This is a genomic window from Neorhizobium phenanthreniclasticum, assembly GCF_040066075.1.
Classification (GTDB): domain Bacteria; phylum Pseudomonadota; class Alphaproteobacteria; order Rhizobiales; family Rhizobiaceae; genus Neorhizobium; species Neorhizobium petrolearium.
In genome coordinates this window covers 32,921-58,257 of the sequence record NZ_JBEAAL010000030.1, presented here as the reverse complement: position 1 = coordinate 58,257, position 25,337 = coordinate 32,921, and the positions used below count along the sequence as shown (strand labels likewise).

General features: G+C 60.9%; 23 protein-coding genes and 2 pseudogenes. 9 read left to right on the top strand and 16 right to left on the bottom strand.

The window, feature by feature from the left end:
- Positions 1 to 9: 9 nt before the first annotated feature.
- The 6 genes from ABK249_RS28005 to ABK249_RS27980 all read right to left on the bottom strand — a co-directional run bounded on the left by ABK249_RS28005 (position 10) and on the right by ABK249_RS27980 (position 6,684).
- Positions 10 to 966: a hydroxymethylglutaryl-CoA lyase gene (locus ABK249_RS28005; RefSeq protein WP_024706833.1), complete on the bottom strand. Its 957-nt coding sequence runs from the start codon at positions 964 to 966 to the stop codon at positions 10 to 12.
- Positions 963 to 2,207: a CaiB/BaiF CoA transferase family protein gene (locus ABK249_RS28000; RefSeq protein ID WP_024706834.1), complete on the bottom strand. Its 1,245-nt coding sequence runs from the start codon at positions 2,205 to 2,207 to the stop codon at positions 963 to 965. Before ABK249_RS28000 ends, ABK249_RS28005 begins: the two co-directional genes overlap by 4 nt.
- 66 nt (positions 2,208 to 2,273) lie before the next feature.
- Positions 2,274 to 2,921 (bottom strand): maleylacetoacetate isomerase, encoded by a 648-nt coding sequence (gene maiA, locus ABK249_RS27995; protein WP_024706835.1) that lies wholly within the window; start codon positions 2,919 to 2,921, stop codon positions 2,274 to 2,276.
- Complete coding sequence (locus ABK249_RS27990; RefSeq protein ID WP_024706836.1) at positions 2,918 to 3,628, bottom strand: fumarylacetoacetate hydrolase family protein; 711 nt, start codon at positions 3,626 to 3,628, stop codon at positions 2,918 to 2,920. The genes maiA and ABK249_RS27990 overlap by 4 nt, the downstream gene beginning before the upstream one ends.
- 59 nt (positions 3,629 to 3,687) lie before the next feature.
- Entirely contained in the window at positions 3,688 to 5,565 is a 1,878-nt protein-coding gene (locus tag ABK249_RS27985) for a TRAP transporter permease (protein ID WP_227705966.1), read from the bottom strand.
- Between the two features lie 147 nt (positions 5,566 to 5,712).
- Positions 5,713 to 6,684 (bottom strand): TAXI family TRAP transporter solute-binding subunit, encoded by a 972-nt coding sequence (locus tag ABK249_RS27980; protein WP_210057210.1) that lies wholly within the window; start codon positions 6,682 to 6,684, stop codon positions 5,713 to 5,715.
- A gap of 181 nt (positions 6,685 to 6,865) precedes the next feature.
- Between ABK249_RS27980 and ABK249_RS27975 the strand changes: the two genes are divergently transcribed.
- The 5 genes from ABK249_RS27975 (at position 6,866) to ABK249_RS27955 (ending at position 11,629) form a co-directional block, all read left to right on the top strand.
- Positions 6,866 to 8,230, top strand: a complete 1,365-nt coding sequence (locus ABK249_RS27975) for an aromatic ring-hydroxylating dioxygenase subunit alpha (RefSeq protein ID WP_036236102.1) — start codon at positions 6,866 to 6,868, stop codon at positions 8,228 to 8,230.
- Positions 8,231 to 8,314: 84 nt separating this feature from the next.
- Positions 8,315 to 8,872 (top strand): aromatic-ring-hydroxylating dioxygenase subunit beta, encoded by a 558-nt coding sequence (locus ABK249_RS27970; protein WP_024706840.1) that lies wholly within the window; start codon positions 8,315 to 8,317, stop codon positions 8,870 to 8,872.
- A gap of 10 nt (positions 8,873 to 8,882) precedes the next feature.
- Positions 8,883 to 9,188, top strand: a complete 306-nt coding sequence (locus ABK249_RS27965) for a non-heme iron oxygenase ferredoxin subunit (protein ID WP_024706841.1) — start codon at positions 8,883 to 8,885, stop codon at positions 9,186 to 9,188.
- 31 nt (positions 9,189 to 9,219) lie between these two features.
- Positions 9,220 to 10,053, top strand: coding sequence for a 3-(cis-5,6-dihydroxycyclohexa-1,3-dien-1-yl)propanoate dehydrogenase (gene hcaB, locus ABK249_RS27960; protein ID WP_024706842.1), 834 nt, complete (start codon positions 9,220 to 9,222; stop codon positions 10,051 to 10,053).
- 124 nt (positions 10,054 to 10,177) lie between these two features.
- Entirely contained in the window at positions 10,178 to 11,629 is a 1,452-nt protein-coding gene (locus ABK249_RS27955; protein ID WP_024706843.1) for an aldehyde dehydrogenase, read from the top strand.
- Positions 11,630 to 12,644: 1,015 nt separating this feature from the next.
- On the opposite strand, the gene ABK249_RS27950 is transcribed toward ABK249_RS27955, so the two are convergent.
- Positions 12,645 to 13,226, bottom strand: a complete 582-nt coding sequence (locus tag ABK249_RS27950) for a recombinase family protein (RefSeq protein ID WP_035218831.1) — start codon at positions 13,224 to 13,226, stop codon at positions 12,645 to 12,647.
- A 165-nt stretch (positions 13,227 to 13,391) separates the two neighbouring features.
- Between ABK249_RS27950 and ABK249_RS27945 the strand changes: the two genes are divergently transcribed.
- The 4 genes and pseudogenes from ABK249_RS27945 to istB all read left to right on the top strand — a co-directional run.
- Positions 13,392 to 13,718, top strand: coding sequence for a DUF4158 domain-containing protein (locus ABK249_RS27945; protein WP_227705912.1), 327 nt, complete (start codon positions 13,392 to 13,394; stop codon positions 13,716 to 13,718).
- 107 nt (positions 13,719 to 13,825) lie between these two features.
- Positions 13,826 to 14,431, top strand: a complete 606-nt coding sequence (locus tag ABK249_RS27940) for a recombinase family protein (RefSeq protein ID WP_055971942.1) — start codon at positions 13,826 to 13,828, stop codon at positions 14,429 to 14,431.
- Positions 14,432 to 14,446: 15 nt separating this feature from the next.
- A complete protein-coding gene (locus ABK249_RS27935) occupies positions 14,447 to 17,416 on the top strand; it encodes a Tn3 family transposase (RefSeq protein WP_210057208.1) in 2,970 nt (989 codons plus the stop codon).
- Between the two features lie 33 nt (positions 17,417 to 17,449).
- Positions 17,450 to 17,946, top strand: a pseudogene (istB, locus tag ABK249_RS27930) (IS21-like element helper ATPase IstB); the annotation flags it as partial.
- 184 nt (positions 17,947 to 18,130) lie between these two features.
- Here istB and ABK249_RS27925 read toward each other — a convergent pair.
- The 9 genes and pseudogenes from ABK249_RS27925 to ABK249_RS27885 form a co-directional block, all read right to left on the bottom strand.
- The gene (locus ABK249_RS27925) at positions 18,131 to 18,289 is read right to left on the bottom strand and encodes a hypothetical protein (RefSeq protein WP_210057206.1); all 159 of its coding nucleotides are present in this window, start codon (positions 18,287 to 18,289) and stop codon (positions 18,131 to 18,133) included.
- 393 nt (positions 18,290 to 18,682) lie between these two features.
- Positions 18,683 to 18,787 (bottom strand): annotated as a pseudogene (locus tag ABK249_RS33950) (electron transfer flavoprotein subunit alpha/FixB family protein); the annotation flags it as partial.
- Between the two features lie 26 nt (positions 18,788 to 18,813).
- The gene (locus ABK249_RS27915) at positions 18,814 to 19,563 is read right to left on the bottom strand and encodes an electron transfer flavoprotein subunit beta/FixA family protein (RefSeq protein ID WP_210057204.1); all 750 of its coding nucleotides are present in this window, start codon (positions 19,561 to 19,563) and stop codon (positions 18,814 to 18,816) included.
- A gap of 4 nt (positions 19,564 to 19,567) precedes the next feature.
- Positions 19,568 to 20,425: a PaaI family thioesterase gene (locus ABK249_RS27910; RefSeq protein WP_210057202.1), complete on the bottom strand. Its 858-nt coding sequence runs from the start codon at positions 20,423 to 20,425 to the stop codon at positions 19,568 to 19,570.
- Between the two features lie 64 nt (positions 20,426 to 20,489).
- Entirely contained in the window at positions 20,490 to 21,134 is a 645-nt protein-coding gene (locus ABK249_RS27905) for a TetR/AcrR family transcriptional regulator (protein WP_210057200.1), read from the bottom strand.
- A gap of 96 nt (positions 21,135 to 21,230) precedes the next feature.
- Positions 21,231 to 22,847 carry an AMP-binding protein gene (locus tag ABK249_RS27900; RefSeq protein WP_210057198.1) on the bottom strand — a complete coding sequence of 539 codons (1,617 nt, stop codon included), beginning with the start codon at positions 22,845 to 22,847 and terminating at the stop codon, positions 21,231 to 21,233.
- A gap of 25 nt (positions 22,848 to 22,872) precedes the next feature.
- Complete coding sequence (locus tag ABK249_RS27895; RefSeq protein ID WP_210057197.1) at positions 22,873 to 23,577, bottom strand: ABC transporter ATP-binding protein; 705 nt, start codon at positions 23,575 to 23,577, stop codon at positions 22,873 to 22,875.
- Positions 23,570 to 24,340, bottom strand: a complete 771-nt coding sequence (locus ABK249_RS27890) for an ABC transporter ATP-binding protein (protein ID WP_210057358.1) — start codon at positions 24,338 to 24,340, stop codon at positions 23,570 to 23,572. The genes ABK249_RS27895 and ABK249_RS27890 overlap by 8 nt, the downstream gene beginning before the upstream one ends.
- Complete coding sequence (locus ABK249_RS27885) at positions 24,324 to 25,334, bottom strand: branched-chain amino acid ABC transporter permease (RefSeq protein WP_210057195.1); 1,011 nt, start codon at positions 25,332 to 25,334, stop codon at positions 24,324 to 24,326. The genes ABK249_RS27890 and ABK249_RS27885 overlap by 17 nt, the downstream gene beginning before the upstream one ends.
- Between the last annotated feature and the right edge of the window lie 3 nt (positions 25,335 to 25,337).

Genomic DNA, 25,337 nt, shown 5'->3' with positions numbered 1-25,337 from the left:
TCATTATAATCAGCTTGATTCATAGGCAGTCGTAAGCATGCTGTCAATTTTCAACTTGGACTCTGCCTTGTTTTTGTCGCCGTCCTCTACGCCGATCCCGTTCCGACTGCAATTCGCGCCCGGCAGGGCTTGGACGGCGGCAGCGATCGGCGCCAAAGCTACAAGGTCCACTCCGGTTTCCACGCCGTAATCCTGGAACAGACTCACGAGATCCTCGGTGGCGACGTTGCCGCTGGCGCCGGGGGCATAGGGGCAGCCGCCGAGCCCGCCAATCGCGGAATCGAAGACGCGCACACCCTGATCATAGCTCGCGCGCACATTTGCCGTGCCGTGGCCGTAGGTATCATGTGCATGCATCGCCCAGGCGGAAACGGCGGGGAAGCGCGCCATCGCCGCCTCGAACAATTCCGCGACCTGCGCCGGTTCGCCGCGACCGGTCGTGTCGCAAAGGCAGATCTCGGCATCGGGGCAGATTTCCAGCGCGCGTCCCAGAATTGCGAGGACAGCGCTGGCCGGAGTCACGCCTTCGAATGGGCAATGGAATGCAGTGGCGAGGTTGAACCGCATCCGCAGGCCGTCGGGCGCCTGGGCGACGAGCCGGGCGTAATCGGCGAGGGCCTCATCCGGCGTGGCGCGCACGTTCGATCGGCTGTGGCTTTCCGAAACCGAGATGACATAGGACAGGAACCGCGCCCCCGCCGTGATTGCCTTCTGGCCATAGCGGGCATTGGGGACCAGCACCTGCGGCACAACACGGCCCTGGGCCAGAACATCGGCCAGAACTTCGCCTGCATCGGCGAGTTGCGGAATGGCGCGCGGACTGACGAAGGAGGTGATCTCCATCCGCTTCACGCCCGCGGCGGCAAGCTCGCGGATCACGGCGATCTTGGTCTCGGTCGGGATGAAGGGACCGATGTTCTGAAAGCCATCGCGGGGGCCGACTTCAACGATCTGGACGGCGGTCATGCTATTACTCCCTTCTGGTAGAGCAACTTGATTTCATCCTTCGAATAGCCCGCAATCTCGGCCAGAACCGCTTCGGTATCTTGCCCGACATCCGGGCCGGTGCAACGGATCGCGCCGGGGGAATCGGGGAAATGCGGCACAATGCCGGGATGAAGCAGGTTGCCATGGCGCGGATCGCTGACTTCGCGCACCATGCCCCGCGCGCGGAACTGCGGATCATCGGCAATTTCTGCCGCAGTATAGATCAGCGTCGAGGGGATGTCTGCCTTGGCCAGAAGCTCTGCAAGTCGCCCGGCATCGAACTGGCGGGACCAGGCGGAAATCGCCTCGTCAAGCTCGTCCACATGCTTGAGGCGGCCCGCATTGCTCTGCAACTCCGGCCTTGCCGCCAGATCCGCGCGCCCGATCAGCGCCGTCAGGCGCTGAAAAAGCAGATCGGAATTCGCGGCGATGATGACCCAGCGGCCATCCGCCGAGGGATAGGCACTGGTGGGTGCCGCCGACGCGATCCGCGCCCCGACGGGTTGACGCACAAGCCCGAGCGCGCCATATTCCGTGACGATCCCTTCCATCAGCGACAGGACGGCTTCTGTAAGGGCGATATCGACGGTGCAGATCTGGTCATCGTCGGCGCCACGGCTGTCCGTCCGACCGTCTCGGCGCAAAAGACCGGCGAGAACGCCGATCACTGCATAAAGTCCGGCAACGGAATCGCCGATGCTGATGCCTACGCGTGGCGGCGGCATATCGGTCGTGCCGGGCGGATGGTCGGTCAGGTGGCGCAATCCCCCGATCGCCTCGCCAATGACGCCGAATGCAGCACGGTCACGCATCGGGCCGGTCTGTCCATATCCCGAGACATGGGCCACTACGAGACCCGGCCTCAGTTCCTGCAGCCTTTTAAGATCGAAGCCGAGACGCGCCAGACCGCCGGGGCGCTGATTCTCGATCAGCGCATCAGAGCGCGCGATGACACGTCCCACGGCCTCGACCCCTTCGGGGCTTTTGAGATCGACCGCGACCGAACGCTTGTTGCGACCATGAACGCTCCACCACAGCGACGCACCGTTGGATTGCGCGCCCCAGCCCCGCACAGGATCCCCATCGGGCGGTTCGATCTTGATGATTTCGGCGCCAAGATCGCCGAGAACGCGAGTGGCGAACGGAGCGGCAATGAAGTGGCCGATTTCGACAATGCGGATGCCGCTAAGGGGTGGCGGGGCTTCTGGTCTGGTGTCCATGTGTCCTCTTCGAGATATCCGGCGTCTCACTCGCTTCAGGAGAGTCCGGCTTCTGTCGGTATTGCGTCATACCGCATCTGGTTGATGTGCTGGCGCGGCGTCGCGGAAAGCGGGCAGCGCGTCGGCCGCCTGGAATATCCTCGCGATGGTGGGCCAGCGGCTTGTATCAATGTCGAAACGTCGGTTGTTCCAGACCTGCGCATAAAGGCAGCAATCAGCGAACCCCGGCGTGTCACCGTGGCAGAAACGGCCGGTGCGACTGTCTTGCGCCAGCATGATTTCGAGCGGGTCAAAGGTGGTTGCGACCCATTCGGTGAACCAGGCTTTCTGCGCGGCCTCGTCGGCGCCGAATTGCTCGGCCAGGCGGGTCAGGACGCGCAGGTTGTTCAGGGGGTGGATCTCGCAGGCGATCATGTATGAAAGCGCGCGCACGCGCGCGCGCGCGTCTGCCCCCTCAGGCAAGAGCTGCGGCCCGGGCTGGGTTTCGTCGAGCCATTCGATAATGGCAAGCGACTGCACGAGAACCTGGCCATCGTCGCGTTCCAGAACCGGCACAAGTCCGGCAGGGTTCATTGCCAGGAATTCGGGCGTGCGGGTTTCTCCCTTGCGCAGGACATAGGGCACATAGTCATAGGCGACGCCCTTGAGGTTGAGGGCAGCGCGCAGCCGCGTCGAGGTCGATGAGCGGAAGAAATTGTGAAGGCGGAAGGTCATCCGACGGGTCCCTTCGCGCGCGGTCCGATGGTCGTGGTGATCTCTCCCAGCCGACTGATCGAGACGACGCATACATCGCCCACCTGCATCGCGCCGACACCCGCAGGCGTGCCTGTCATCACCAGATCGCCGGGCCGGATCTCCATCGACCGCGACAGGATCGAGATGATCTCTGGCACCGACCAGATCAGGTCTTGCAGATCGGCGCTTTGCTTGACGGTGCCATTCAGCGTCAACTGGATCCGGCCATGCTCGGGCTTGCCGACCGGCGCGCCAGTGTGGATCGGACCTATCACCGCCGAGCGATCAAACGACTTGCCCCAGTCCCAGGGCCGGCCTGCCGCGCGAGCAGCAAGCTGCAAGTCCCGCCGCGTCAGGTCGTTGCCGATGGCGTAGCCGAAGATGTGGTCGCGCGCCTGTTCCTCGGGAATATCCGTGCCAGCCTTGCCGATGGCGATCACCAGTTCGGCTTCATAGTGGAAGTTCTGCGTTTCGGGCGGATAGGCGACGGTCTGCCCATCTTCGACAACGGCATCGGCGGGTTTGGTGAAGAAAAACGGCGGATCGCGGTCCGGATCCTTGCCCATCTCTCGCGCATGCTCTGCATAGTTGCGTCCGACGCAGAAGACCCGACGCACAGGAAAACGCTCATCCCGACCGGCGATAGGCAGGCTGACGGCAGGAGGCAGCGGGAAGCTGTAATTCATGGAGGTTATTGTCCTTTCCTCGTGGTTGTAATTCAGCGATGTGGCATCGTAGGATGCATTTATCCCGGCACCATCGCCCTGCGCAGCCACTGAAGTGCCACCATGATTGCGACACCCAGGCCATGGAGCATGAGGGTGTACCCGCCACCCAATGCTTCCGGCATAAGAAGCAGCACTCCGCCAAAGCCCAGGACTGCGCGTTCGTAGCCTGACAACATGCCCCCGAACCAGCCAACCATGGCGGCGGATATGGCATAGACCCCAATTGCCGCGGCAGACGCGGCCAGAAAGATTTCAACCGGGGTTCCCTGCATCAGCAGGGCGGGCGTGACCACGAAGATGAAGGGAATGATGTAGGCTGTCCAGCCGAGGCGCATCGAGACGAATGCGGTCTGCATCGGCGGGGCCCCGGCCAGCGCGGCGGCGAAGAAGGCGCCGATGCCGACAGGCGGGGTCACCATTGACATCATGCCCAGGTAGAAGATGAAGAAATGGGCGGCCATCGGTGTGATCCCGGCCTCTACCAGAGGCGGGGTAAGAAGGACCGCCAGCAAAAGATAGACGGCAACCGTCGGCATCCCCATGCCAAGAACAACACTGGCAACGGCCGTGAGGAACAAGAGCAGCGGAAGGTTGCCCCGACCGATCTCGGCCAGCGCGAAGGTGCCGACAAAACCCAGCCCGGTGATGTTGAGAACGCCAATGATGAAGCCGGCGGCAGCGGCGATCATCAGGATCTCGGTCATGGAGATGCCGGCGTCGGCGAGCGATTGCCAGATCATCCGCAGCGTGATGCGCCGACCACCGTAGCCGTATGCGATGCCGCAGATCAGGGCAACGCCGGCCGCCCAGAGTGCCGCCGTTTCCGGCCGCTGGCCCAGCCAGAACATGCCGATCACGATCACGGCAAACGGCAGGATGAAGATACCCCCGCGACGCAGAGTGCCGAGCGCAGAAGGAATTTCATCCTCATGCAGGGGGGCGATATTGGCCTTGGCGGCCTCAAGATCAACCTGACAGTACACCGCAAAGTAATAGAGCGCGGCCGGGATGATCGCAGCAATGGCAATCTGCGCATATGAAACGCCGAGGAAATCGGCCATTAGGAAGGCGACTGCCCCCATGACCGGGGGGGCGATCTGCCCTCCGGTCGAGGCGACGGCCTCGACTGCGGCAGCCATCTGGGGCCGATACCCCGAGCGGATCATCAGTCGGATGGTGACCACCCCGGTCGCGACTATGTTGGAAACCACGACCCCGGAAATCGTGCCAAAAAGCGCCGAGGCGAGAATCGAAATTTTGGCCGCGCCGCCGCGGCGACGCCCCAATGCGGAAAGCGCGATGTCGTTGAAGAACTCGCCACCGCCCGCCCGCACGAGGATCTGCCCGAACAGCACGAACGCGGCAACGACCGTTACGGACACATTCATGGTAAGCCCGAGCATGCCGTTGGCATCGAAGGCGATATAGGACAACAGACGATCCGGAGAGACCTGTCGCGTCTGCATCGCACCCGGAACCAGGTGGCCGATCATCCCGTAACCGACAATGAAGAGCACCACCAGAACCAGGGTCCAGCCCACGACCCGGCGCAACCCCTCGAGCACCAGCAGAGCCAGCCCAATGGCCATTGCCACGATATCGGCGGGAGCGGACATCACACGAGAGACGATATCGGCGTAGTTCACCGCAACATATAGAGAAAGGAACAGCCCCAGAACCGCAAGAATCCAGTCATTGGAACTGCCACCAGGCACCGGATCATTCTCGCCGCCGCTGCCCAGATCTCTCTCGCCGACGCTTCTTCTGTCGATCAGGAACACAAGGCCCAGGCCAAGCCCCAGAGCGACTGCCAATATCTGTTCGACATAGACGTTCAGCCCGAGGCGGCTGGGCGCGTCAAACCCAACGGAAATGGCCAGAAGCGAAAGTGCCACCGCCTGTGTATGGACAGCGATACGACGAATCGTCGGCGTCCGGGTGCCAGTTGTTTGAGCCAAGACCCACTCCCTCCGAGTTGAGCGAACACAAAAACAAGGACCGGGCAGGTAAGTCTCCCGACCCGGCACACAGTCATAGTCTTGTCAGTCAACAGGACGGATGGCGACGCCACGCTGGGCAAAGAAGGCCACCGCAGCAGGATGATATTCCACACCCGGGTAATCGACATAGGCGGTATCCAGGTTCATCATGCGAAGCGGAGGATAGGAATCACCGATCGCATCCACATTATCGAAGATCGCGGCCAGCAGCGCCGTGACCTGTTCGTCGGAAACATGGGCACCGGCAACAAGGACATTGTCCCATGTCAGCATCATTATCGGTGCTTCGATACCCACCCGAACCGGCGAGGGTGTAACCTCCGAGAAGTAATAGGCCGGGCGGTATTTGCGTATCGCCTTGAGCGCCTTTTCATCCGAGGCGACCTGAAGATAGCGGACCCCGCCTACCGTCGCGCCAACCTCGGCGACCTTCGGCCCGCCCACCGCGAAGAAGGCCGCATCCGTCAGGCCCGAGGCCAAAGCATCGGCACCGCGAATGATGTCGGGGATCGGCATTTGAACCACTTCGTCATAGCTGATCCCGTCCGCCTCGAGAAGCGCACTCACCAGCGGACGGTTCAGCGGGAAAGCCTCCCAGCCCGCGGGCACACGCTTCCCGGCGAGATCGGACACGCGCGTCATGCCGGAATCCGCCCGGACGAACAGCCCCACCGCAAAGGGATTGATCTTCGCCAAGACACGCAGATTCGGCAGCGGCGCAGAGTAATCACCCTCCCCCGCGACCGCGACGATCATGTCATTGATGTCAGTAAGTGTGAATTCTGCGTCCTTGCTGTCCACGGCCTGAAGCATCTGTGCGTTTCCGCTATACGCCTGGACCACCAGCCGCCCGCCATCGCTCCTCTGGGCCTGGGCCGAGATGACCGAAGCCATCGTATTCCAGACCGAACCCGCAGGAGGTGTCGTGATCGACGCAACCTGAGCGGAGACACCGCCCGTCGCCGTCGCCGCAACCATCATCGCGCCTGCTATGCGCGCACAAAATGTATTCATCTCCTTGGCCTCCCTCTGACTGCACTCCCCCAACAGATTTGCCTTATGCCCGCCCCGGCATTCATTGTAAAGCATGCTTTTCTTATTGCCAGGGTCGCCTGGAACGGATAAATGTAAACAAGGACGCATGGTCTGCATTAAGTGGACAAGGCGGACATCGAAGCCACAGGGAGGAGTTTAGATGAACGTAAGAACGATTGCGGGCGCCGCTGGCGCTTATTCCGATGCCGAAATTCTTGCAATGGTCGACGAGAAGGGCGGTAAGTACGATCCTAAGATTTATGTTGACGAGGCCCTTTATCGTCTTGAGCTTGAGCGCATTTTTGCGCGCACCTGGATTTGCATGGGTCACGAATCGCAAATCCCGAAGCCGGGCGACTTCACGACCGCCTACATCGGCGAGGATCCTGTGGTCGTTGTGCGCCAGAAGGACGCCAGCATCCGGGTGTTCCTAAACCAGTGCCAGCACCGCGGAATGAGGATCTGCCGGGCCGATTCGGGCAACGCTAAGTCCTTTACATGTACCTACCATGGTTGGGCATACAATCAGGGTGGCGATCTGGTAAGCGTACCGATGGAGAAGGAAGCCTTCGGTGGTTGCCTGAACAAGGCGGAGTGGGGACCGAAGCAGGCGCGCGTCGAAACCTACAAGGGCCTGATTTTTGCCAACTGGGACGCCGACGCGCCTCCGCTCGACGAATACCTGGGTGACGTCAAATTCTATATGGACATTATGCTCGACCGCTGTGAGGAGGGGACCGAGGCGATCCCCGGCATCCAGAAGTGGGTCATTCCCTGCAACTGGAAGTTCGCGGCAGAGCAGTTCGCTTCGGACGCTTATCATGCAGGCACCACCTCACACCTGTCCGGCATCATGGCGGGCGTGCCGGAAGATGTGGATATTACCCAGGTTGCCCCTCCGACGGAGGGCTTGAATGTCCATTTGGAGAACGGACACGGGTGCGGCTTGTTCCTGCGTAACCCGATGTTTTACATGACAATTCTCGGACCGAAGGTGACGGAATACCTGACGACCGGGCCGGCTTACGAGGAGACCGTGCGCCGTTTGGGTCAGGGACGGGCAGATGTACATCTTTGCCATACCAACGTCTTCCCGAACCTGTCGTTCCTGGCAGGGATTAACACGGTCCGCATGTGGCAGCCTCGCGGTCCAAACGAGATCGAGGTCTGGACGTTCACTGTCGTTGACAAAACTGCCCCGCAGGAGATCAAGGACGAATGGCGTCGCAACACATCGCGCACATTCTCGGCGGGTGGCGTGTTCGAACAGGATGATGGCGAAAACTGGTGCGACATCCAACAAGTGCTGCGCGGTCATGTTGCTCAAAACCAGAAGTTCAACATCGAGATGGGAACACATACGGTGACGGCCGATAATCCTGAGGGCTTCCCCGGGCTGAGCTTCGCCTACACCTATAGTGAGGAGTCGGCGCGCGGCCTGTACCGCTACTGGACCGAGATCATGACAGCACCGGATTGGCCTGCCATCCGTCGGAGCCAGCAAAGGCCGCTCGCCGCGGAGTAACGTTCAACCGGCGGAAATGTCTGCATATGTATCAAACGTCTGCCGACGCTGTCGGCAGATAGTTCTGCACTGAGGGAGGAAAAAATGCTCGATGACACTTTCAAGGCTGCCTTCGAAAGCAAGCCCAAGGTCGTTTCTCTGGAACTTCAGCACGAAGTCGAACAGTTCCTGTATTGGGAATCCAAGCTTCTGACGGATCGCCGTTACAAAGAGTGGTTCAGTCTTTTGGCTGAGGACATTCACTATTGGATGCCGATCCGTTCAACGAAAATCATGCGCGAAGTGGCACAGGAATATACGGATGAGCAAGGCTTTGCTCATTTCGACGACAACTGGCACACGATGAAAGGCCGGATCCGCAAGATCCTGTCGGATGTGGGGTGGTCCGAAAACCCGGCCTCTCGCTTGCGCTATCTGATCAGCAACGTCATGCTCGTTCCCGAGAATGAGAACACGATCAATGTCATTTCGGCGTCGATGGTGTACAGGACGCGGCAGGAGCGCCAGCTCGACGTTTTCGCTTGTGAGCGACGGGATGTCCTGCGTCGGGTTGAAACCGAAGCGGGCTTCGAGATTGTGCGCCGCACGATCCTGATCGACCAGAGCACAATCCTGTCGAACAATCTCAGCTTTTTCTTTTAATGGGGTAAAAATGGCGTGGATGAAGGTGTTCCCTTCGGCAGATGTGTCGGAGGGAGAGATGAAGGTATTCGAAGGTGGCCCTGAGCCGATACTGGTGTGCCGAGTGGACGGCGAAATACACGCCGTCCAAGACACCTGTACGCATGACACATGGTCACTCGCGGACGGTTTTATCGAGGACGGAGTTATCGAGTGCAGTCTGCACTTCGCGAAATTTTGCGTCAGAACCGGCAAGGTGAAGGCCCTGCCTGCTTGTGAGGCACTCAAGGTGTTTCCTGCAAAGGTCGACGGCGACTTCATATACATTAACTGCTGAGAAGCAGCGTTAAAATACGGGAGGAATTACAATGCAACTCAAGGATCAAGTCGCGCTCGTGACGGGCGGAGGGTCCGGTCTTGGACAAGCCATCGTCGAACGCTTCGTCGAGGAAGGCGCGCGTGTCGCAATCTTCGACCGCTCGCAGGAGCGCATCGATGAGGTCGTGAAGGCACTCGGCGACAAGGTTGTTGGCATCGCGGGTGATGTGCGCGAGGTGGCTGACAACAATCGGGCGGTTGCCGAATGTCTCAAGGCCTTCGGCAAGCTCGACACGTTCATCGGCAACGCCGGCATCTGGGACTATTCGAAAACCATGGTTTCGACAGAAGATGGCGACTTGTCATCTGCTTTCGACGAGATGTTCGGCATCAACGTCAAGGGCTATGTCCTAGGGGCCAAGGCGGCATTGCCCGCGCTTTACAAGACCAAGGGCCACATGATTTTCACTGCTTCGAACGCGTCCTTCTATCCTGGCGGTGGCGGTGTTCTTTACACCGCGACGAAGCATGCAGTGGTCGGCATGATCAAGCAGATGGCGCATGAGTTCGCACCGTATGTGCGGGTGAACGGTATCGCGCCGGGAGGTGTTGGCGGAAGCAACCTCGCCGGAACCAGTGCGCTTTCACAACAGGGAATCAAGTTTTCCGATATTCCGCTCGACGACCTGATGAAGCAGATGCTGCCACTTGAGCGCGCATTTAATGCGCGGGAATATGCCGGTGCCTACGTCTTCTTTGCCAATCGTCGCGACAATACGCCAGGCACCGGCGGCGTCCTAAATTTCGATGGCGGTATCGGTATGCGGGGCTTCGCCTCTCCGAACATGGGTGCGGATCTCGTTGAAAAGTTCGGCGCAATCTAACCAAGGAAGCGCGCCGGATAGTGCGCGCGGTTGAGACTGGACCGTTCTCCAGACAGATCTTCGCGCAACCGTCTGGTCGGCGCGAGCCCCAAGAGTAGCGACACAAACTCCATAAGGACATGGCATGACTATTCAGCTCTATATCGACAACGAGCCCCGGAATGCTACAGGCAACGTCACATTTGAACGCCGCTCACCGGTAAGTGGCGAGGTCGTGACGCAGGGCGCGGCCGCGAATCCGCAGGATGCCGTGGCGGCGATCGAATCCGCCGAGCGCGCATTTGCATCCTGGTCGCAGACTGGCCCCGGCCAGCGCCGCGTACTGCTTATGAAGGCCGCCGAAGAGATCGAAAGGCGCACAGAAGAGTTCGTTCTTGCGATGAAGGCCGAGGTCGGGGCAGGCGATCTTTGGGCGCGTTTCAATGTCATGCTCGCGGCGAATGTATTCCGCGAGGCCGCTGCGATGACTACGCAGATCCAGGGCAACACTATCCCCTCTGACAAGCCGGGCACTTTGTCGATGACCGTGCGCCAGCCGGTCGGTGTTATCCTGTCGATCGTACCCTGGAACGGGCCGATTGTTCTGGCGGCACGGGCTATCGCCTATCCGCTGATGTGCGGTAACACGGTTGTCTTCCGCGCATCGGAAACCTCGCCCAAGACCCATGTGCTGGTTGCCGAGGCCGTCCATGCAGCCGGTTTCCCCCCCGGAACGCTCAACTTCGTGATCAACGACCCGAAGGACGCGCCCGAAGTCGTGGAGGCAATGATCGCGCATCCGGCTGTGCGGCGTGTTAACTTCACCGGTTCGACGCATGTGGGCCGGATCATTGCCACAGCTTGTGGCCGCCATCTCAAGCGCAGCCTGATGGAACTCGGCGACAAGTCGCCCATGGTGGTGCTTGCGGATGCGGATATCGACGGCGCCGTGAATGCGACCATCTTCGGCGCATTTCTCTATCAGGGCCAGATCTGTATGACGACCGAGCGCGCCATTGTCGATGAGTCTGTCGCCGATGCGTTTGTCGAGAAACTCGCTGCGCGGGCAGCACAACTGGAGGCGGGCGATCCACGCTCCCAGGCGGCTTGCGCGCTTGGCCCGATCATCAGCCAGGGCGCCGTTGATCGCTTGAACGGTTTGCTGGCCGACGCGGTCGCAAAGGGTGCGAAGATACGGTCTGGCGGGCACGCAGACACCACCTTGATGGCACCGACTGTGCTCGACGGAGTCACACCCGAGATGCGCATCTATTCCGAGGAAGCCTTTGGTCCGATCTTGCAGGTGATCCGTGTATGCGGCGCGGAGGAAGCTGTGCGGGTGGCCAATGACACTGAATACGGCTTGTCCGCTGCCGTCTTCGGAACAGACATGGCACGAGCACTTGATGTCGCAATGCGCATCCAGACCGGTGCGGTGCACATCAACGGTTCCACCGTCTCCAATGAGGCCCAAGCGCCTTATGGGGGCACGAAGGCCAGCGGTTGGGGTCGGTTCGATAGCATTGCGGTGATTGATGAATTCACCGAGTTGAAGTGGATTACGATCGAACAGCCGTCCCAACCGTATCCGCTGTAAGAGCGCGCCCGAAACCGGGCGGATGCGGTTTGCAAATTGACCGTCTTCAGTGATGTCGGTCATGCTGTTCGCATCCGCCCAATCAAGATCGTTGGGCTATGGGACTGGATTTCAGCGAGCTCGGGGGTTGGGTAACGAGATCGTGCCGGTTGGCCGAAACCTTGTGGTCCCTCGTTCAAAACGAGAGTGCTTCGCCCGAAAAATTCTCGGCCAACTGGCGGATGTGGCTCAAGCCATTGAAATAGTGTAGTAATTCGTTATCGTTGCGAATCCCCGCGATTTCTGGAGACCCGACCCGCCGTGTCCGACGGAGAGCGGCCGTGCAAAATTAATCCACGGAAGCGGCGGGATCATTCTGCTGCGGAAGGCGTAAAAGTCGGCCACATATTTACCCTTCTGCGACGACAGCAGGAGCGCGTGGGGATCTACACTGTGTAATTATATCTGAAGGTCCGCCTGGCTTGTTCTGAAGAAATGAGCCGGCGTCACGTTGCCCAGAAGGGAAGGTTGTCAACGGCGGAGTAAAAACCGGCAGTCGCGGTGTTGGCTCGCCTTCTACTGCTCTTGCAATCCAACGGATCGCCGTGGAAACCCAACGCCGAAACGACCGGCAACCTGCCAGTACAAACAGGCAGCAGACGCTTTCAACACCCGCATTCAAAATACATCTCTCAGTGCTCGTGCCGTCATCTAGAATCGTGGAGAAGTTGAATCAGCTTCGGTCACTCTCGTCACATCACGTTTGATTCATCGACCACAGGATTGCTCTAGGTGCCTGGGGAAGGGGCACGCCACATGAACCACGTAGGGATCAATGCGAGCATGAAGATCGCACATACGACGAGGAAAGCGTCCTGAAAAGCTGCGTTCGAGGACTGGATTACCACGGCCTGACTCAGGAAAGATGCTGCGGCGGGCATAAGCTGAGTTTCTGGCAATCCCGCACTTTGCATCAAGCTGGCGTCACGACACGAAAGTGGCGAATCTGTCCGACTTTTAAGAACGTATCCGGAACTCAGGTTGGTTTGACCGTGGATGTCGTTGCTTTTTCGGCCTTGAGAGCTTCGTAGAGGGCGGTTTTCCCGATTTTCACGCGGGCCGCGGCTTCCCGGACGTTCAAACCGGCCGCCAGATGCTGGCGGGCTTTGGCAAGTTTGTCCGGGGTTACGACGACTTGTCGGCCACCGCGTCGGCCGCGTTCCTCTGCGGCTTGCAGACCGGCACGTGTTCGTTCCCGGATCAGATCGCGCTCGAACTGTGCCAGCGCGCCGAACAGGTGGAAGACCAGGCGACCGCCGGATGTCGTGGTGTCGATGTTTTCGGTGATGGATCGGAAGCCGACGCCTTTGGCCTCCAGTTCGGTGATGATCTCGATGAGGTGCTTCATCGACCGGCCGAGGCGGTCGAGCTTCCAGACTGTGAGCGTGTCGCCGTCGCGAACGTAGCGGATCGCCTCCGCCAATCCGAGTCGGTCAGTCTTCATGCCGGATGCCTTATCCTCGAACAGCCTTTCACAACCTGCTTTGCGCAAAGCGTCGAGTTGCAGGGCGGTGTCCTGGTCGCCGGTGGAGACCCTTGCATAGCCGATAGCGGTCATGAGACGTGGTTTGTCCGTTTTTCCGTTGAATACGGACATTGTCCGATTCGCCGTTTCATGACAAGGTTTGCGGACAAGAACTGTGGATGCCGCGAAACGTTCGTTTGTCGGACACGCATTTTCCGTTTCGCTGCACTCTCCGCGGCGAAACGGGAAGATCAGTGAATGGCGCGAAGAGCATTACTGAGCGAGGCATGGTGGCAACAGGCGACGATCATCCCGGATAACGAAAGGGAGATCGCCAAACATTATACGCTGGATCGATCGGATCTCGAACTGATCATGCGACAGAACAAGGCCGCGAACAGACTGGGCCTCGCCTGTGTTCTGGCCACGCTACGATACCCTGGCCGACCGCTTGCGGATGGCGAGGTCCTGCCGGCTGGCGTCTTACGATTTCTGGCGCGGCAGATCGGGGCTCCGTGGGAATCTCTGCAATATTACCCGCTAAGAGATTTTTGGCGTGACGGAAAACAGATGATTTCCGCGTAGCGGTTCGGCGGGTCGAAATCGACGGGGTGACTGGGCAATTATTTGCGCGACAAACCCTGTCGGAATGTGAGACTGTGCGGCAACACGGAATTTGAGGTTTGTCGTGCATGTTGATCGGTTACATGCGGGTATCGAGCGGTGATGAGCGGCAGTCGGTTGCCTTGCAGCGCGACGCCCTGCTCGCGGCCGGGGTCGATCAGCGTCACCTGCATCAGGATCGCGCTTCGGGCGCGCGCGACGATCGGCCGGGGCTGAAGGCTTGCCTTGCGGAATTGTGCGAGGGTGACGTGCTGGTCGTTTGGAAGCTCGACCGTCTGGGCCGATCACTCTCCCACCTGATCAGAATCGTTGAGGATCTGAAGATGCGCGGGGTCGCCTTCCGCTCTTTGACGGAAGCTATCGACACGACGAATTCGCACGGTGCGTTCCTGTTCAACCTGTTTGGCACGCTCGCCGAATACGAGAGAGTGCTGATCACGGAGCGGGTCAACGCTGGACTGGCGGCGGCACGCCGGCGCGGTCGCAAGGGCGGTAGGCCACCGACGATCGACACCGAAAAGGTTGAGCAGATTCTGGCGGCGCTGGAAGCCGGCGCCAGCAAGGCGTCGGTGTGTCGGACATTCAAGGTGCCGCGCTCGACTCTCATCGATACATTGCGGCGAACCGGATGGACCGGACCGGGCAAAGAAGATGAGCCTGCTCCCCCAGTTTGAGAGCGGGTGTGACCGATGGCCTTCCTCGACGCGCAGTCGCGCACCGTTGTGTTCGACCCACCCGATGTTTATGAAGAGGCCCTCGCGCGCTATGCGCTGTCCGCTGAGGACATCGCTTTCGCCAGGGCGCATCGCCGATCGCATAATCGTCTGGGTTTTGCCATCCAACTCGCCCTGGTGCGTGATCTCGGTCGTCCGCTCCGCGCTGGGGAAGTTCCGCCTCAGGCAGTCGTCTCCGTTGTCGCCGACCAGTTGGGCATCGACGCTGCGGTGTTCGCACTCTATGCCCAGCGGGAGGAAACCCGTCGAGAACATACGCGGGAGATTGTCGTCGCACTGGATCTCCGGCCCGTCCGGGCGAGCGATTATCGATCCCTGATCACCGCGGCGGCACGCGAGGCAGCCGCTACCGAACAAGGCGAGCCGATCACCAAGGCCGTGATCGAAGCCCTGAAGGAGAGGAAGCTGCTCGTTCCTGTGCCGGAACTGCTGATACGTCTGGCGATGGCGGGCCGGGCGGCAGCGCGACGACAGGCTTATCGCGGCTTGATCCGGGGCATGGAGCAACCGTCCATCGAGGCGCTTGATCAGCTTCTCATCGATCGGTCCGGCGATCGGAGCCATCTCGGCTGGATTGCGGAAGCGCCGGAGGGGACGAAACTGAAAAACCTCAAGGGCCTGATTGCCCGGCTTGAGGTTCTGCGTTCGGCGGCGATTTCCGATGAGCGACGTAAAACGATCCATGCCAACCGCTATGGCATCATCGCCCGGGACGCCCGCATTCTGCATGCCCGTGAGATACGACGCCTTACATCCGAGCGCCGCTACGCCACGCTGACGGCGTTCGTCATCGAGAGGCAGGCGGCAATCACCGACCTTGCGATCGACATGTTCTGCAAACTGATCGGCAGCACCCGGCGCAAGGCTGAACTGAGCCGCACAGAACGCCGGCTGAAAGAAGCCGAGATTCTTGATGGGGTGGCGCTCGATCATCTCAAGCTTGGCGAGGCGCTTCTGGCCGCCCGTGAGAACAACACCGATCTCGCATCCGCAATTGCAGTCTCACTCGGCTGGGACGGATTGACCGCCAGCGTGGCCGCAGCCAGGTCCGTCGTGCGCCCCGATCGCAGCGACGAATTCGATGAGCTCATAGAGCGGCACAAATCGCTGCGAAAGCTGGGCAGGCTCATGTTCGGCGCGTTCTCTTTCCGGTCGTTTCGTCCCGATGATCCGGTTTTGAAGGCAGTGGATCATCTGCGTGCGCTCTACAGTGGCAGGAAACTACCCGCGCAGGTGCCGTTCGCGTTCATGACCCGCAAGTGGCGGCGACGTGTGCGCTCGGACGGTGTCACCATCGACCTTCGGGCTTGGGAAGTGGCGGTACTCGTTCACCTTCGGGAGCGCCTGCGGGCCGGTGACATATGGGTTGATGGCAGCCGGGCATGGCGCAGTTTCGAGGATTATCTTCTGCCTCGACCGATCTTTGCCCTGATGCGCGCCGAAGGCCGGCTCGGGCTTGCCATCCCTGACAGCTTTGCCGAATGGCGAGCCGAACGCACCGCCACGCTCGACGCGAAACTCAAAGAGCTGGCAAGGGCGGCGGCCGCCAACGCCATTCCGGATGCGGCTATTTCCGACAAGGGTTTGTCGGTCTCCCCGATCCGCGAGGAGGAGCGTCACGGGATCGTCGCGCTCAGCCGGCGTCTTTACATCCTCGTTCCCCGGATCAGGATCACCAGCCTGCTTGCCGAGGTCCACAGCTGGACCAGGTTCCTTGACAGCTTCACACACTATCGCACCGGCGAGACGGCGAACGACGAGCCGGCGCTGATGGCCGCTATCCTTGCCGACGCCACCAACGCCGGTGCTGAACGCATGGCGGAAAGCTCACGCGGCGTCACGATCCACCAGATGATGCTGATGGTAGATAGGCATCTGCGCTCGGAAACCTATGCTACGGCGACCGCCGTGCTGGTCGATGCGCAGCAGGCTCATCCCTTCGCCGCGGTCTGGGGCGACGGTCATATCTCCTCCTCGGACGGGCAGTTCTTTCCGGCAGGCGGGCGCGGTGAAGCCAGCCTCGAATACAATGCAAAATACGGCAAAAGACCAGGTGCTTCGGTCTATGGCTTCCTGTCCAATCGTTTCGCCTCCTTCTTCTCCCGGATGATCCAGGCGTCCGAGAGCGAAGCGCCCTACGTGCTCGACGGCCTCCTTCACAACGAAAGCTCCGTCGAAATCCATGAGCATGCAACCGATACCGCCGGCGCGACCGAAACGACATTCGCTATGTTCCATGGCTTCGGCTATAGGCTCATTCCTCGTATCCGCAATCTCGGCAATCGCAGGCTCTTCGTCATCGATCCCGACGCGGCGTACGAGCCGCTCGGGGCGCTGATCTCGGGAGCCGTCAACATGGATGTCATCGAGCAGCACTGGGATGAGGTCTTGCGGCTGAAGTCATCGATTGGCGCGGGCCTCGTGCCGCCGTCCGTCATCCTCAAGAAGCTTGCCGCATCGCCTCGGCAAAATCGGCTCAATCAGGCGCTACGCGAAATGGGCCGGATTGAACGCTCGATCTTCATCTGCGACTGGTTGCTCGACACCAAGCTCCGGCGCAGATCGCATGCCATCCTCAACAAGGGTGAAAGCCGTCACGCCCTTGCCCGGGCGGTCTTCCTCCACCAGCTTGGCGAGCTGCGCAACCGCGTGGCGGAAACCATGGCCTATCGGGCGTCAGGTCTCAACCTCGTCGTCAACGCCATTATCCTGTGGAACACCGTCTATCTCAGCCGCGCTGTCGATTATGTCCGCACCCAGGGCATCGATATTCCCGCCGAGCTGCTCTCCCAAGTCGCACCACTTCCCTGGGCTCATATCGCACTCACCGGCGACTATCTCTGGAACGAAATTGACCGACCCCTCGAACGCTTCAGGCCGATCCGCGCTAACCGTTTCAATCCAAACAACTTCGCTTTCCCTTAGCGGGTATTATTGCAGAAATGCCCACGGAGCCCCAACAAGATGCAGGTGCTGGAACTGGCGCGATGCGAATGGATCGAGCGCCGGGAGAACGTCATCGCTCTCGGCCCGAGCGGCACGGGCAAGACCCATGTTGCTCTCGGCCTCGGCCTGGCCGCCTGCCAGAAGGGCTTGTCTGTCGGCTTCACCACGGCGGCCGCACTGGTCAGCGAGATGATGGAGGCCCGTGACGAGCGGCGACTGCAGCGTTTCCAGAAGCAAATGGCCGCCTACCAGCTTCTCATCATCGATGAGCTGGGCTTCGTGCCACTCTCCAAGACAGGCGCCGAATTGCTGTTCGAGCTGATCTCGCAACGCTACGAACGGCGTGCCACGCTGATCACCAGCAATCTTCCTTTTGACGAATGGACGGAAACTTTGGGGTCCGAGCGCCTGGAGTGCTTCTGGATCGCATCACCCACCACGTCAGCATCCTCGAGATGAATGGCGACAGCTATCGTCTCGCCCAAAGCCGCGCCCGAAAGGCCGGCTGAAACCCTCTCAAAAAATCGCCGCGCGCGCATGAGACCACCGCTCGGGCTTAAGCCCTCCCGGCGGTCTCATGCGCGCCACAAGTGGCCGACTATTGCGCCGCCGCGTGGCCGGTTTTTACTCCGCCGTTCACAATCCGGACTTTCAGCATGCCGTGCAGTTTGATGCGATGGGTGACAAGCGGCTTCAGGTCAACACGGCCGACGCACAGACTTCCATCAGCCGGCCCATGCGTTCCGTGCCACCTGGGTAAAGCATGGTCAAGATCCTGTTGTCTCCGCGCTTTGCCGAGAAGGCCTCAAGCGTTATGGTCAGATCGCTCGTATCGACCCAGAGGTTCGACATCGACGCCCCGGCCGTCCGTCAGCGTCATGATCTGTTCCTTGGATCGCCACATTCAATTCGAACACATGATCGGCGCCAAGTTTTTCGCAACCTCTATGCGCGAGACCAGCTTATGGCATCGGCGATCGTCGTCGAAGCTATAACGAGTAGAAATAGTGCCGCTTTCCAGTGGCTGTTCGGGGCATTTGTCCTGTCTGCCGGCTTTGCTCTTTGCGCAGATTTTGTAACGGTTGACGGGGAGAGCAGTTTTGGACCTGTCGTCCCCTCTGCCAGGTCGCACTCCACCACTCACGCGCTTGCCATGATGGTTTTTAACAATGTGGTCAGATAGCTTTCGAGCTCGCCGCCTTCGTCGTCAAGCAAGGGATCCATCTGCAGAACATTTCTCATTATGCCGAGGCCGGTAATAAGAGCAGTGACGAAGGCGGCCGTCAGCGCCTTGGCGGTCTGGTCGGACAGGGTTGCGTTGTCGTGTTCTGCCAGAAGAAGAATGGCCATATCTTGTGTCTCCTATCCCGGTCCGGTTACAGCACGCCGGCTTCGTTCTTCAGCTTGTCGACAAGCTCGGCGACCGACTTGACCTTGACGCCTGCCTTGCGGCCGCTGGGTTCTTCGGTCTTCAGCACCTTCAGGCGCGCCGTGGTGTCGACGCCGAAGTCGCCGGGCGTCTTCTTGTCGAGCGGCTTCTTCTTCGCCTTCATGATGTTCGGCAGCGAAGCGTAGCGCGGCTCGTTGAGGCGCAGGTCGGTGGTGATGACCGCCGGAAGCTTGACTTCGATGGTCTGCAGGCCGCCGTCGACTTCGCGGGTGACGGACGCCTTGCCGTCGCCGATCTCGACTTTGGAGGCAAACGTGCCTTGCGCCCAGCCGAGCAGCGCCGAAAGCATCTGGCCGGTCTGGTTCGAATCGTCGTCGATCGCCTGCTTGCCGGTGATGACGAGGCCGGGCTGTTCGGCGTCGATGACGCCCTTCAGCAGCTTGGCGACGGCGAGCGGCTCGACGGCGGCGTCGGTCTCGACCAGGACGGCGCGGTCGGCGCCCATGGCGAGTGCGGTGCGCAGGGTTTCTTCGGCCTTGGCCGGGCCGATCGAGACGACCACGACTTCCGATGCCTTGCCGGCTTCCTTCAGGCGCAGGGCCTCTTCGACGGCGATTTCGTCGAACGGGTTCATCGACATCTTGACATTGGCCAGCTCGACGCCGGAGCCGTCCGGCTTCACGCGGATCTTGACGTTGTAGTCCACAACCCGCTTAACGGTCACGAGTATCTTCATGCATTTACTCCTGCTGGAAAGTCATCGTTGCATTCATTTGGGCGATCCTGGTGCGGCCGTGGCCGGCGATATCCTGCACCAGCCTGGCCTCGAAGAAGGCGAGCCGGCGTCCCGCGCGACGGATCCGCGCCTGGACGATCATCTCGGTCTCCCTCGCGCTCTCTAGGAACTCGGTCGTGCTGTCGAGCAATTCCGCCCGACGTCCATCCTGCGCCAGAAGCCGTTCGCTCCCTTCAAAGAGAACGGAGCATACGAGGCCGCCATGCAACGCTGACCGGTTGCTGTTACCCATGTAGAACTTGCGGGCCGGCACCACCACCTCGATCTCGTCCTCCTTGACACTCACAGTGGCACCCAACACCTCGGAAAAGGCAGAAAACCCATCTGGGTGGTCCGCCGATACAGGGGGATCGAAGGGATCGCCCGGATCGAGCCTGCGCACGATTACCATGCGCGCGCGCGCCCTGCGGATCGCCAGCTCCGGCATGTCCTGCGGGTGAAGCGCGATATCCACCAGCATGGTATCGGCATCGTGGAAGACCGGCCGCACGTGCGCGACGACGCCCTGACCTGACGGAAGGTCGCCGGTCTTCGAGTAAACCAGGCTCGAGGTTGCCGCCTGCACGCGCCAGCCGGAGATGCCCATCGCCCCCTGCCCCGCCGCCATGTCGGCGATCGCGGCAAGCATACCTTCACTGATCCGACCGGAATCATCGCAAAGCGACTGCCGCCAGGGCACGAACACCTCGGCGCTTTCCGGGCCAGCGCGACGATATCGCGCTCCCATCCACTCGTTGAAGGGAATGCTGCCGCGATAGGCGCGGTAGAGATTGTCTCTCAGAAGAGCATGACTGTCGGACACGGGAATTGTCGTCTTTCTCGCAGGAATGTGGAAATCAGGAGGAAGATGCGTCCTTCTTGTCGCATCAGTGGTCGGACGTCGCGACGGGGCGATACAGCAATCCCCCGGAAATGAACTTCACGAAGGCGTTGACGACCCAGTCCGGGATCGGTTTCGGACCGCTCTCGTCCTTCGAATAGCGAAGATACAGATAGCTTCTGGCCGCCATCAGGATATAGGCGAGGACTTCCATTTCCTCGAGCGCGTAACCCGCCAGTTGACCACGCGCCCAACTGCGCTCCAACGAATCCACATAGCGTTTCCTGAGCTTGTCGAAGTGCTCCTCGTAGGCACGCGGCGCGGCGACTTCCGCCTCATTTAGCACGCGGAAGAACGAGGGATTGCGCTGCAGGTAGTCGAAGAACCCGCGAAAGCCGCGCTCTTCGACGTCGAGCATGTCGGTGGCACCTTCGACGCGGCTGTGCAGGAAATCAAGAAGCCCTTGCCCCATATGCGGCAAGAGCTCGTCGAACAGTGCTTGGCGGCTCTCGAAATAGAGATAGAAGGTACCCTGGGCGAGGCCGGCGCGCTGGGTGATGCGGGCGATCGACGCCTCTGCATAGCCCAGTTCACCGACGATCTCGGCGGCAGCCTCAAGGATCGAATTGCGGTTTTCGATCGACTTTTCCGCTCGTGTCTTCTTTGCTCTTTTCGGCGCCTCGGCGGCCATCCGTATCTCCTTCGACTTCTCGGTCTTGCGCGTTACCGCACAAGTTGCGCTGCGTAGACCCCGTCCTGCAAGGACGTAGGGTTGGAATTCAGTATTCTAAGTGGCTTTCTCCGACGGGACCTGTGCTTCGTCCTGCAACCGCTTGCGTAGCAGAAACTTCTGTACCTTGCCCGATGCCGTCCGTGGCAGCTCAGCGACGACCACGACGCGTTCGGGGTGCTTCTGCCGCGCCAGCCCCCTGTCGTCGAGAAAACGCGACAGTTGCACAGCATCGAGCCCGGTATCCGTCGAACGCAGAAATGCACAGCAGGTTTCCCCGAGCCGGGCATGCGGCATGGCGACCACCGCAGCCTCCAGGATCGCCGGATGCTCATGCAGAACGTCCTCGACCTCCTTGGCGCTGATATTTTCGCCGCCGCGAATGATAAGGTCCTTCTTGCGATCGGTGATAACGAGGAAGCCAGCCATGTCCAGATGAGCGATGTCGCCGGTGCGGAAATACCCGTCGCCGTCATAGGCAGCATGGTCGTCCTCAGGATCCAGATAGCCCATCATCATTTCCGGCCCGCGCGTCACGATCTCCCCGTCACCGATCACTACCCGTCCCTCGTCGTCGACGATGCGCACATCATGGCCGACGATCATCCCCTCCGTATTGGCGGCGGCGCGCAGATCCTGCCGCGAGGCAACGCCGAGCGACACCGTTGGCGCCTCGGTCGATCCGTATACTCGGCAGGAAAGCAGTCCGGGGAACTGCCGCCATGCACGCTCGATCAGCTCCGGAGGCACCGGAGCGCCGCCACAGGCAAAGATGCGCAACGAGGAAAGCGCAGAGCCCTGCGCCTCCGCCCGGTCGAGCAGTTCGCGCAAAAACGGAGTTGCCCCCATCGTGAAGCTGATTTCCTCTTGCCCGACCAGCCCGACCGCGTCTTCGGCGCTCCAGCGCTCCATCAAAACCGATCGGATGCCGAGCGCGAACGGCATGAGGATGCCAAACAGGAAGCCGGTGACGTGGGTAACGGGCGACGCCATCAGCGTGACGTCACGCGCAGAGTCGAGCGTCCACCATCGCGCGACGTTGCAGACTTCGCAGTCGAGCGAATTGGTGTTGTGGACGACGCCCTTGGGCTTGCCGGTCGTGCCCGAGGTGTACATCAGCATCCAGGGGTCTTCAGCCCTCCCGCGTGCCGGACCGACGAAGGCCTCGCCCATCTCGAACGGATCGTCGACCGCTTCGTCGCGAACCGCGACAACATGAACGAGCGAAGGCACATCGCGTTTCAGGTTATCGCCCATCGCCGCATAGTGGAAATTGCGGAACGTGCGCGGCACGAAGAAAACCTTTGCCCCAGCATCCTCCAGAATGAAACGGAGTTCCGCCTCGCGATAGATCGGCACGATCGGCAGGCAGACGAGCCCCAGCAATGAGGCGGCGAGTGCAATCACCGCCGTCTCGTGCCAATTGGGCAACTGGAAGGCGACCACATCGCCGCAGGCGAGGCCGCTGCGATCGAACCATCCCGCCAGCTTACGAGCCTTGCGGTCGATCTCTTCGATCGTGTAACGGCCGGCGTCGTCGACGAGGCACACCCAATCCGACCGGTCAGCCAGGAGGGCGGCGAGCCCGTCCGCCATCGTAAGGTCGCGCCACAGCCCTTTCCGGCGATAGCGTCCAGCCTCTTCCGGCAGGTGGCGATTGGGCCAATTCCTCATTTCTCGTCCTCTCTACCCGTAGTACTCACAGCGACAGATGGCGCTCGCGGATTTCCGGGTTGCCGTCGAACTCCGCCCAGCTTCCCGAAAAGACGATCCGGCCGACGTCCAGCACAACGAGGTGATCGGTGCAGTGGCGGGCGAAGTCGACGTTCTGCTCGGCGAGCAGCAGACCCATCTTCTCCCGATGGCGGATGGCGCGAATTTCCTCGCCCATGCTGTCGACGATCAGCGGCGCTAGCCCCTCTGTCGGTTCGTCGAGAAGCAGAAAGCGCGGACGCGGAAGCACGGCACGGGCGACGGCCGCCAATTGCTGTTCACCGCCGGAGAGCTGGAAGCCCTTTCGCAGCGCGAGCTTCTTCAGAAGCGGAAAGAAATCCAGAATCTCCTCGACGCTGTAGGGCTTGCCGGTCTCGCTCTTGGCGTGGCCGGCAAGGGCGATGTTCTCGGCGACCGTGAGATGCGGGTAGATGCGTCGGTCCTCCGGCACCAGCGAAATGCCCATGCGGCAGCGCTTGAACGGCGCAAGGCCGCGTAGTTCCCGGCCGTCGAGCCGGATCGTGCCCGTCACACGCGGGCCTGCTCCCATCACGCTCTTGAGCAGGGTCGACTTGCCCATGCCGTTTCGCCCGACAATCGCCACGCCCGCACCATCGGCAAGGCTGAGCGAAATGTCGTGCAGGATGTGGCTTGTCTCGTAGTAGGCCTGCAGGTTGGCGATCTCAAGCATGAGCGGCTCCCTTGCCGAAATAGATGCTCCTGACGGTGGGGTCGCGGCGAACCTCCTCCGGATCACCGCTGGCGATGATCTCGCCATGGTTCAAGACGGTCAGGCGCGTGGCAAGGCCGAAGACGACCTCCATGTCGTGCTCGGTCAAAAGCAGTGTCAGGCCTTCCGACTGGCGCAGGCGATTGATCGTCTCGATCGCTGCACGCCGGTCCTCCGGCGCCATGCCGGCGGTCGGTTCGTCAAGCATGATCAGCTTGGGCCGCAGGGCCAGCGTCAGGAGCAGTTCCAGCCGCTTCTTGTCACCGTGGGACAGATTGGCGGCAAGGTCGTCCACCCGCTTAAGGAGCCCATATTCGGCAAGCCGCAAGTGCGCTTCTTCCACGATCTCCTTCGTCGGCGACAGCCTCCACCAGCGGCCATGGGCGGTTTTCTTGATCCGCTCGCGGCTCTCAAGCGCCATGATCACATTGTCGAGGACAGTCTGCTCGACGAACAGCCGCGCCATCTGGAATGTGCGGCCGATGCCGCGATGGACGCGCTGCCAGGCATCGAGCGCGGACACGTCCTGCCCCTCGTAAAAGACCTGGCCGCTCTTGGCGAACATCTCGCCGCTCAGCACCTTGAACAGAGTCGTCTTGCCAGCACCGTTCGGTCCGATGATCACGTGGCTCTCGCCTTCCCTGATCGTCAGGTTGATGTCGGTCAGCACCTTCAGGCTCGGATAGGCGAAGTTGACGCCGCGCACCTCAAGCAGATTGCTCATTGAGCCGCTCCTTTCCGTTCTTCGTCAGTTTGCGAGCAAGCAAGCTGAGTGTGCCGACGATCCCGCCCGGCATCGCCAGCACGACCACCAGCAGAGCACCGCCGACGATCAGTTCGCTCACGCCGACCATGGTGCGGGTAGCGTATTCCAGACCGGCGAAGACGATCGCACCGACCGCCGGCCCCCAGAAGCGCGAGGCGCCGCCGAGCAGGCAGAACAGGATCGGCAGCGCCGAATAGCTCCAGTGGGCAATTGCGGGCGTGATGATCTGGCTCCAAGGCGCGACCAGCGCACCGGCAAGGGCAGTCACGCCACCGCTGATGATAAAGGCGATCTCACGATAGCGCCGGACGTTGACGCCGAAGAAGCGTATACGTTCGGCATCCTGGCGCAGTGCGGCCAGCAGCCGACCGAGTTGGCCGTGCCAAACCCACCAGAGGAGACCGAGCAGGATCCCGCAGGCGACCAGGAGGAAATAGTAGTACCGGTCGCCGATCGACAGGTCGAGCGTACCGACGAAGAGGTCGATAACCGGTCTCTTGATGCCGACCAGACCGTCTTCGCGCCCGAGAGCATCGGATTTGCCAATGAGCGTGTAGACCAACTGGCCGAGCGCCAGCGTCAGGATCGCGAAATAAATGCCGCTGGCACGGCGCAGGGCCACCACCCCGATCAGGAGTGCCAACAGGGCGCCGACGAGGCCCCCGGCAAGGCAGAAAATAAGGAAGGGGAGTTCCGGCACGGCGCGCCCCAGCCATGCCGCGGTGTAGGCGCCGGCGGCAAAGAATGCCGCCTGGCCGAAACTGACGAGACCCGTGAGGCCGAACATCAGGTTGAAGCTTACCGCAAAGACGATCTGCACCATGACGATGCCGGCCAGGAAAACCAGGCCCTTGTCGGCCCAAAGTGGCAGGGTCGCAAAGACAAGCGCTGCAGCCAGGATCGCCGCGTTGGCTGCCGAGGTGGTCGATGACGTGTTCTGTCCTCTGCTCATGGT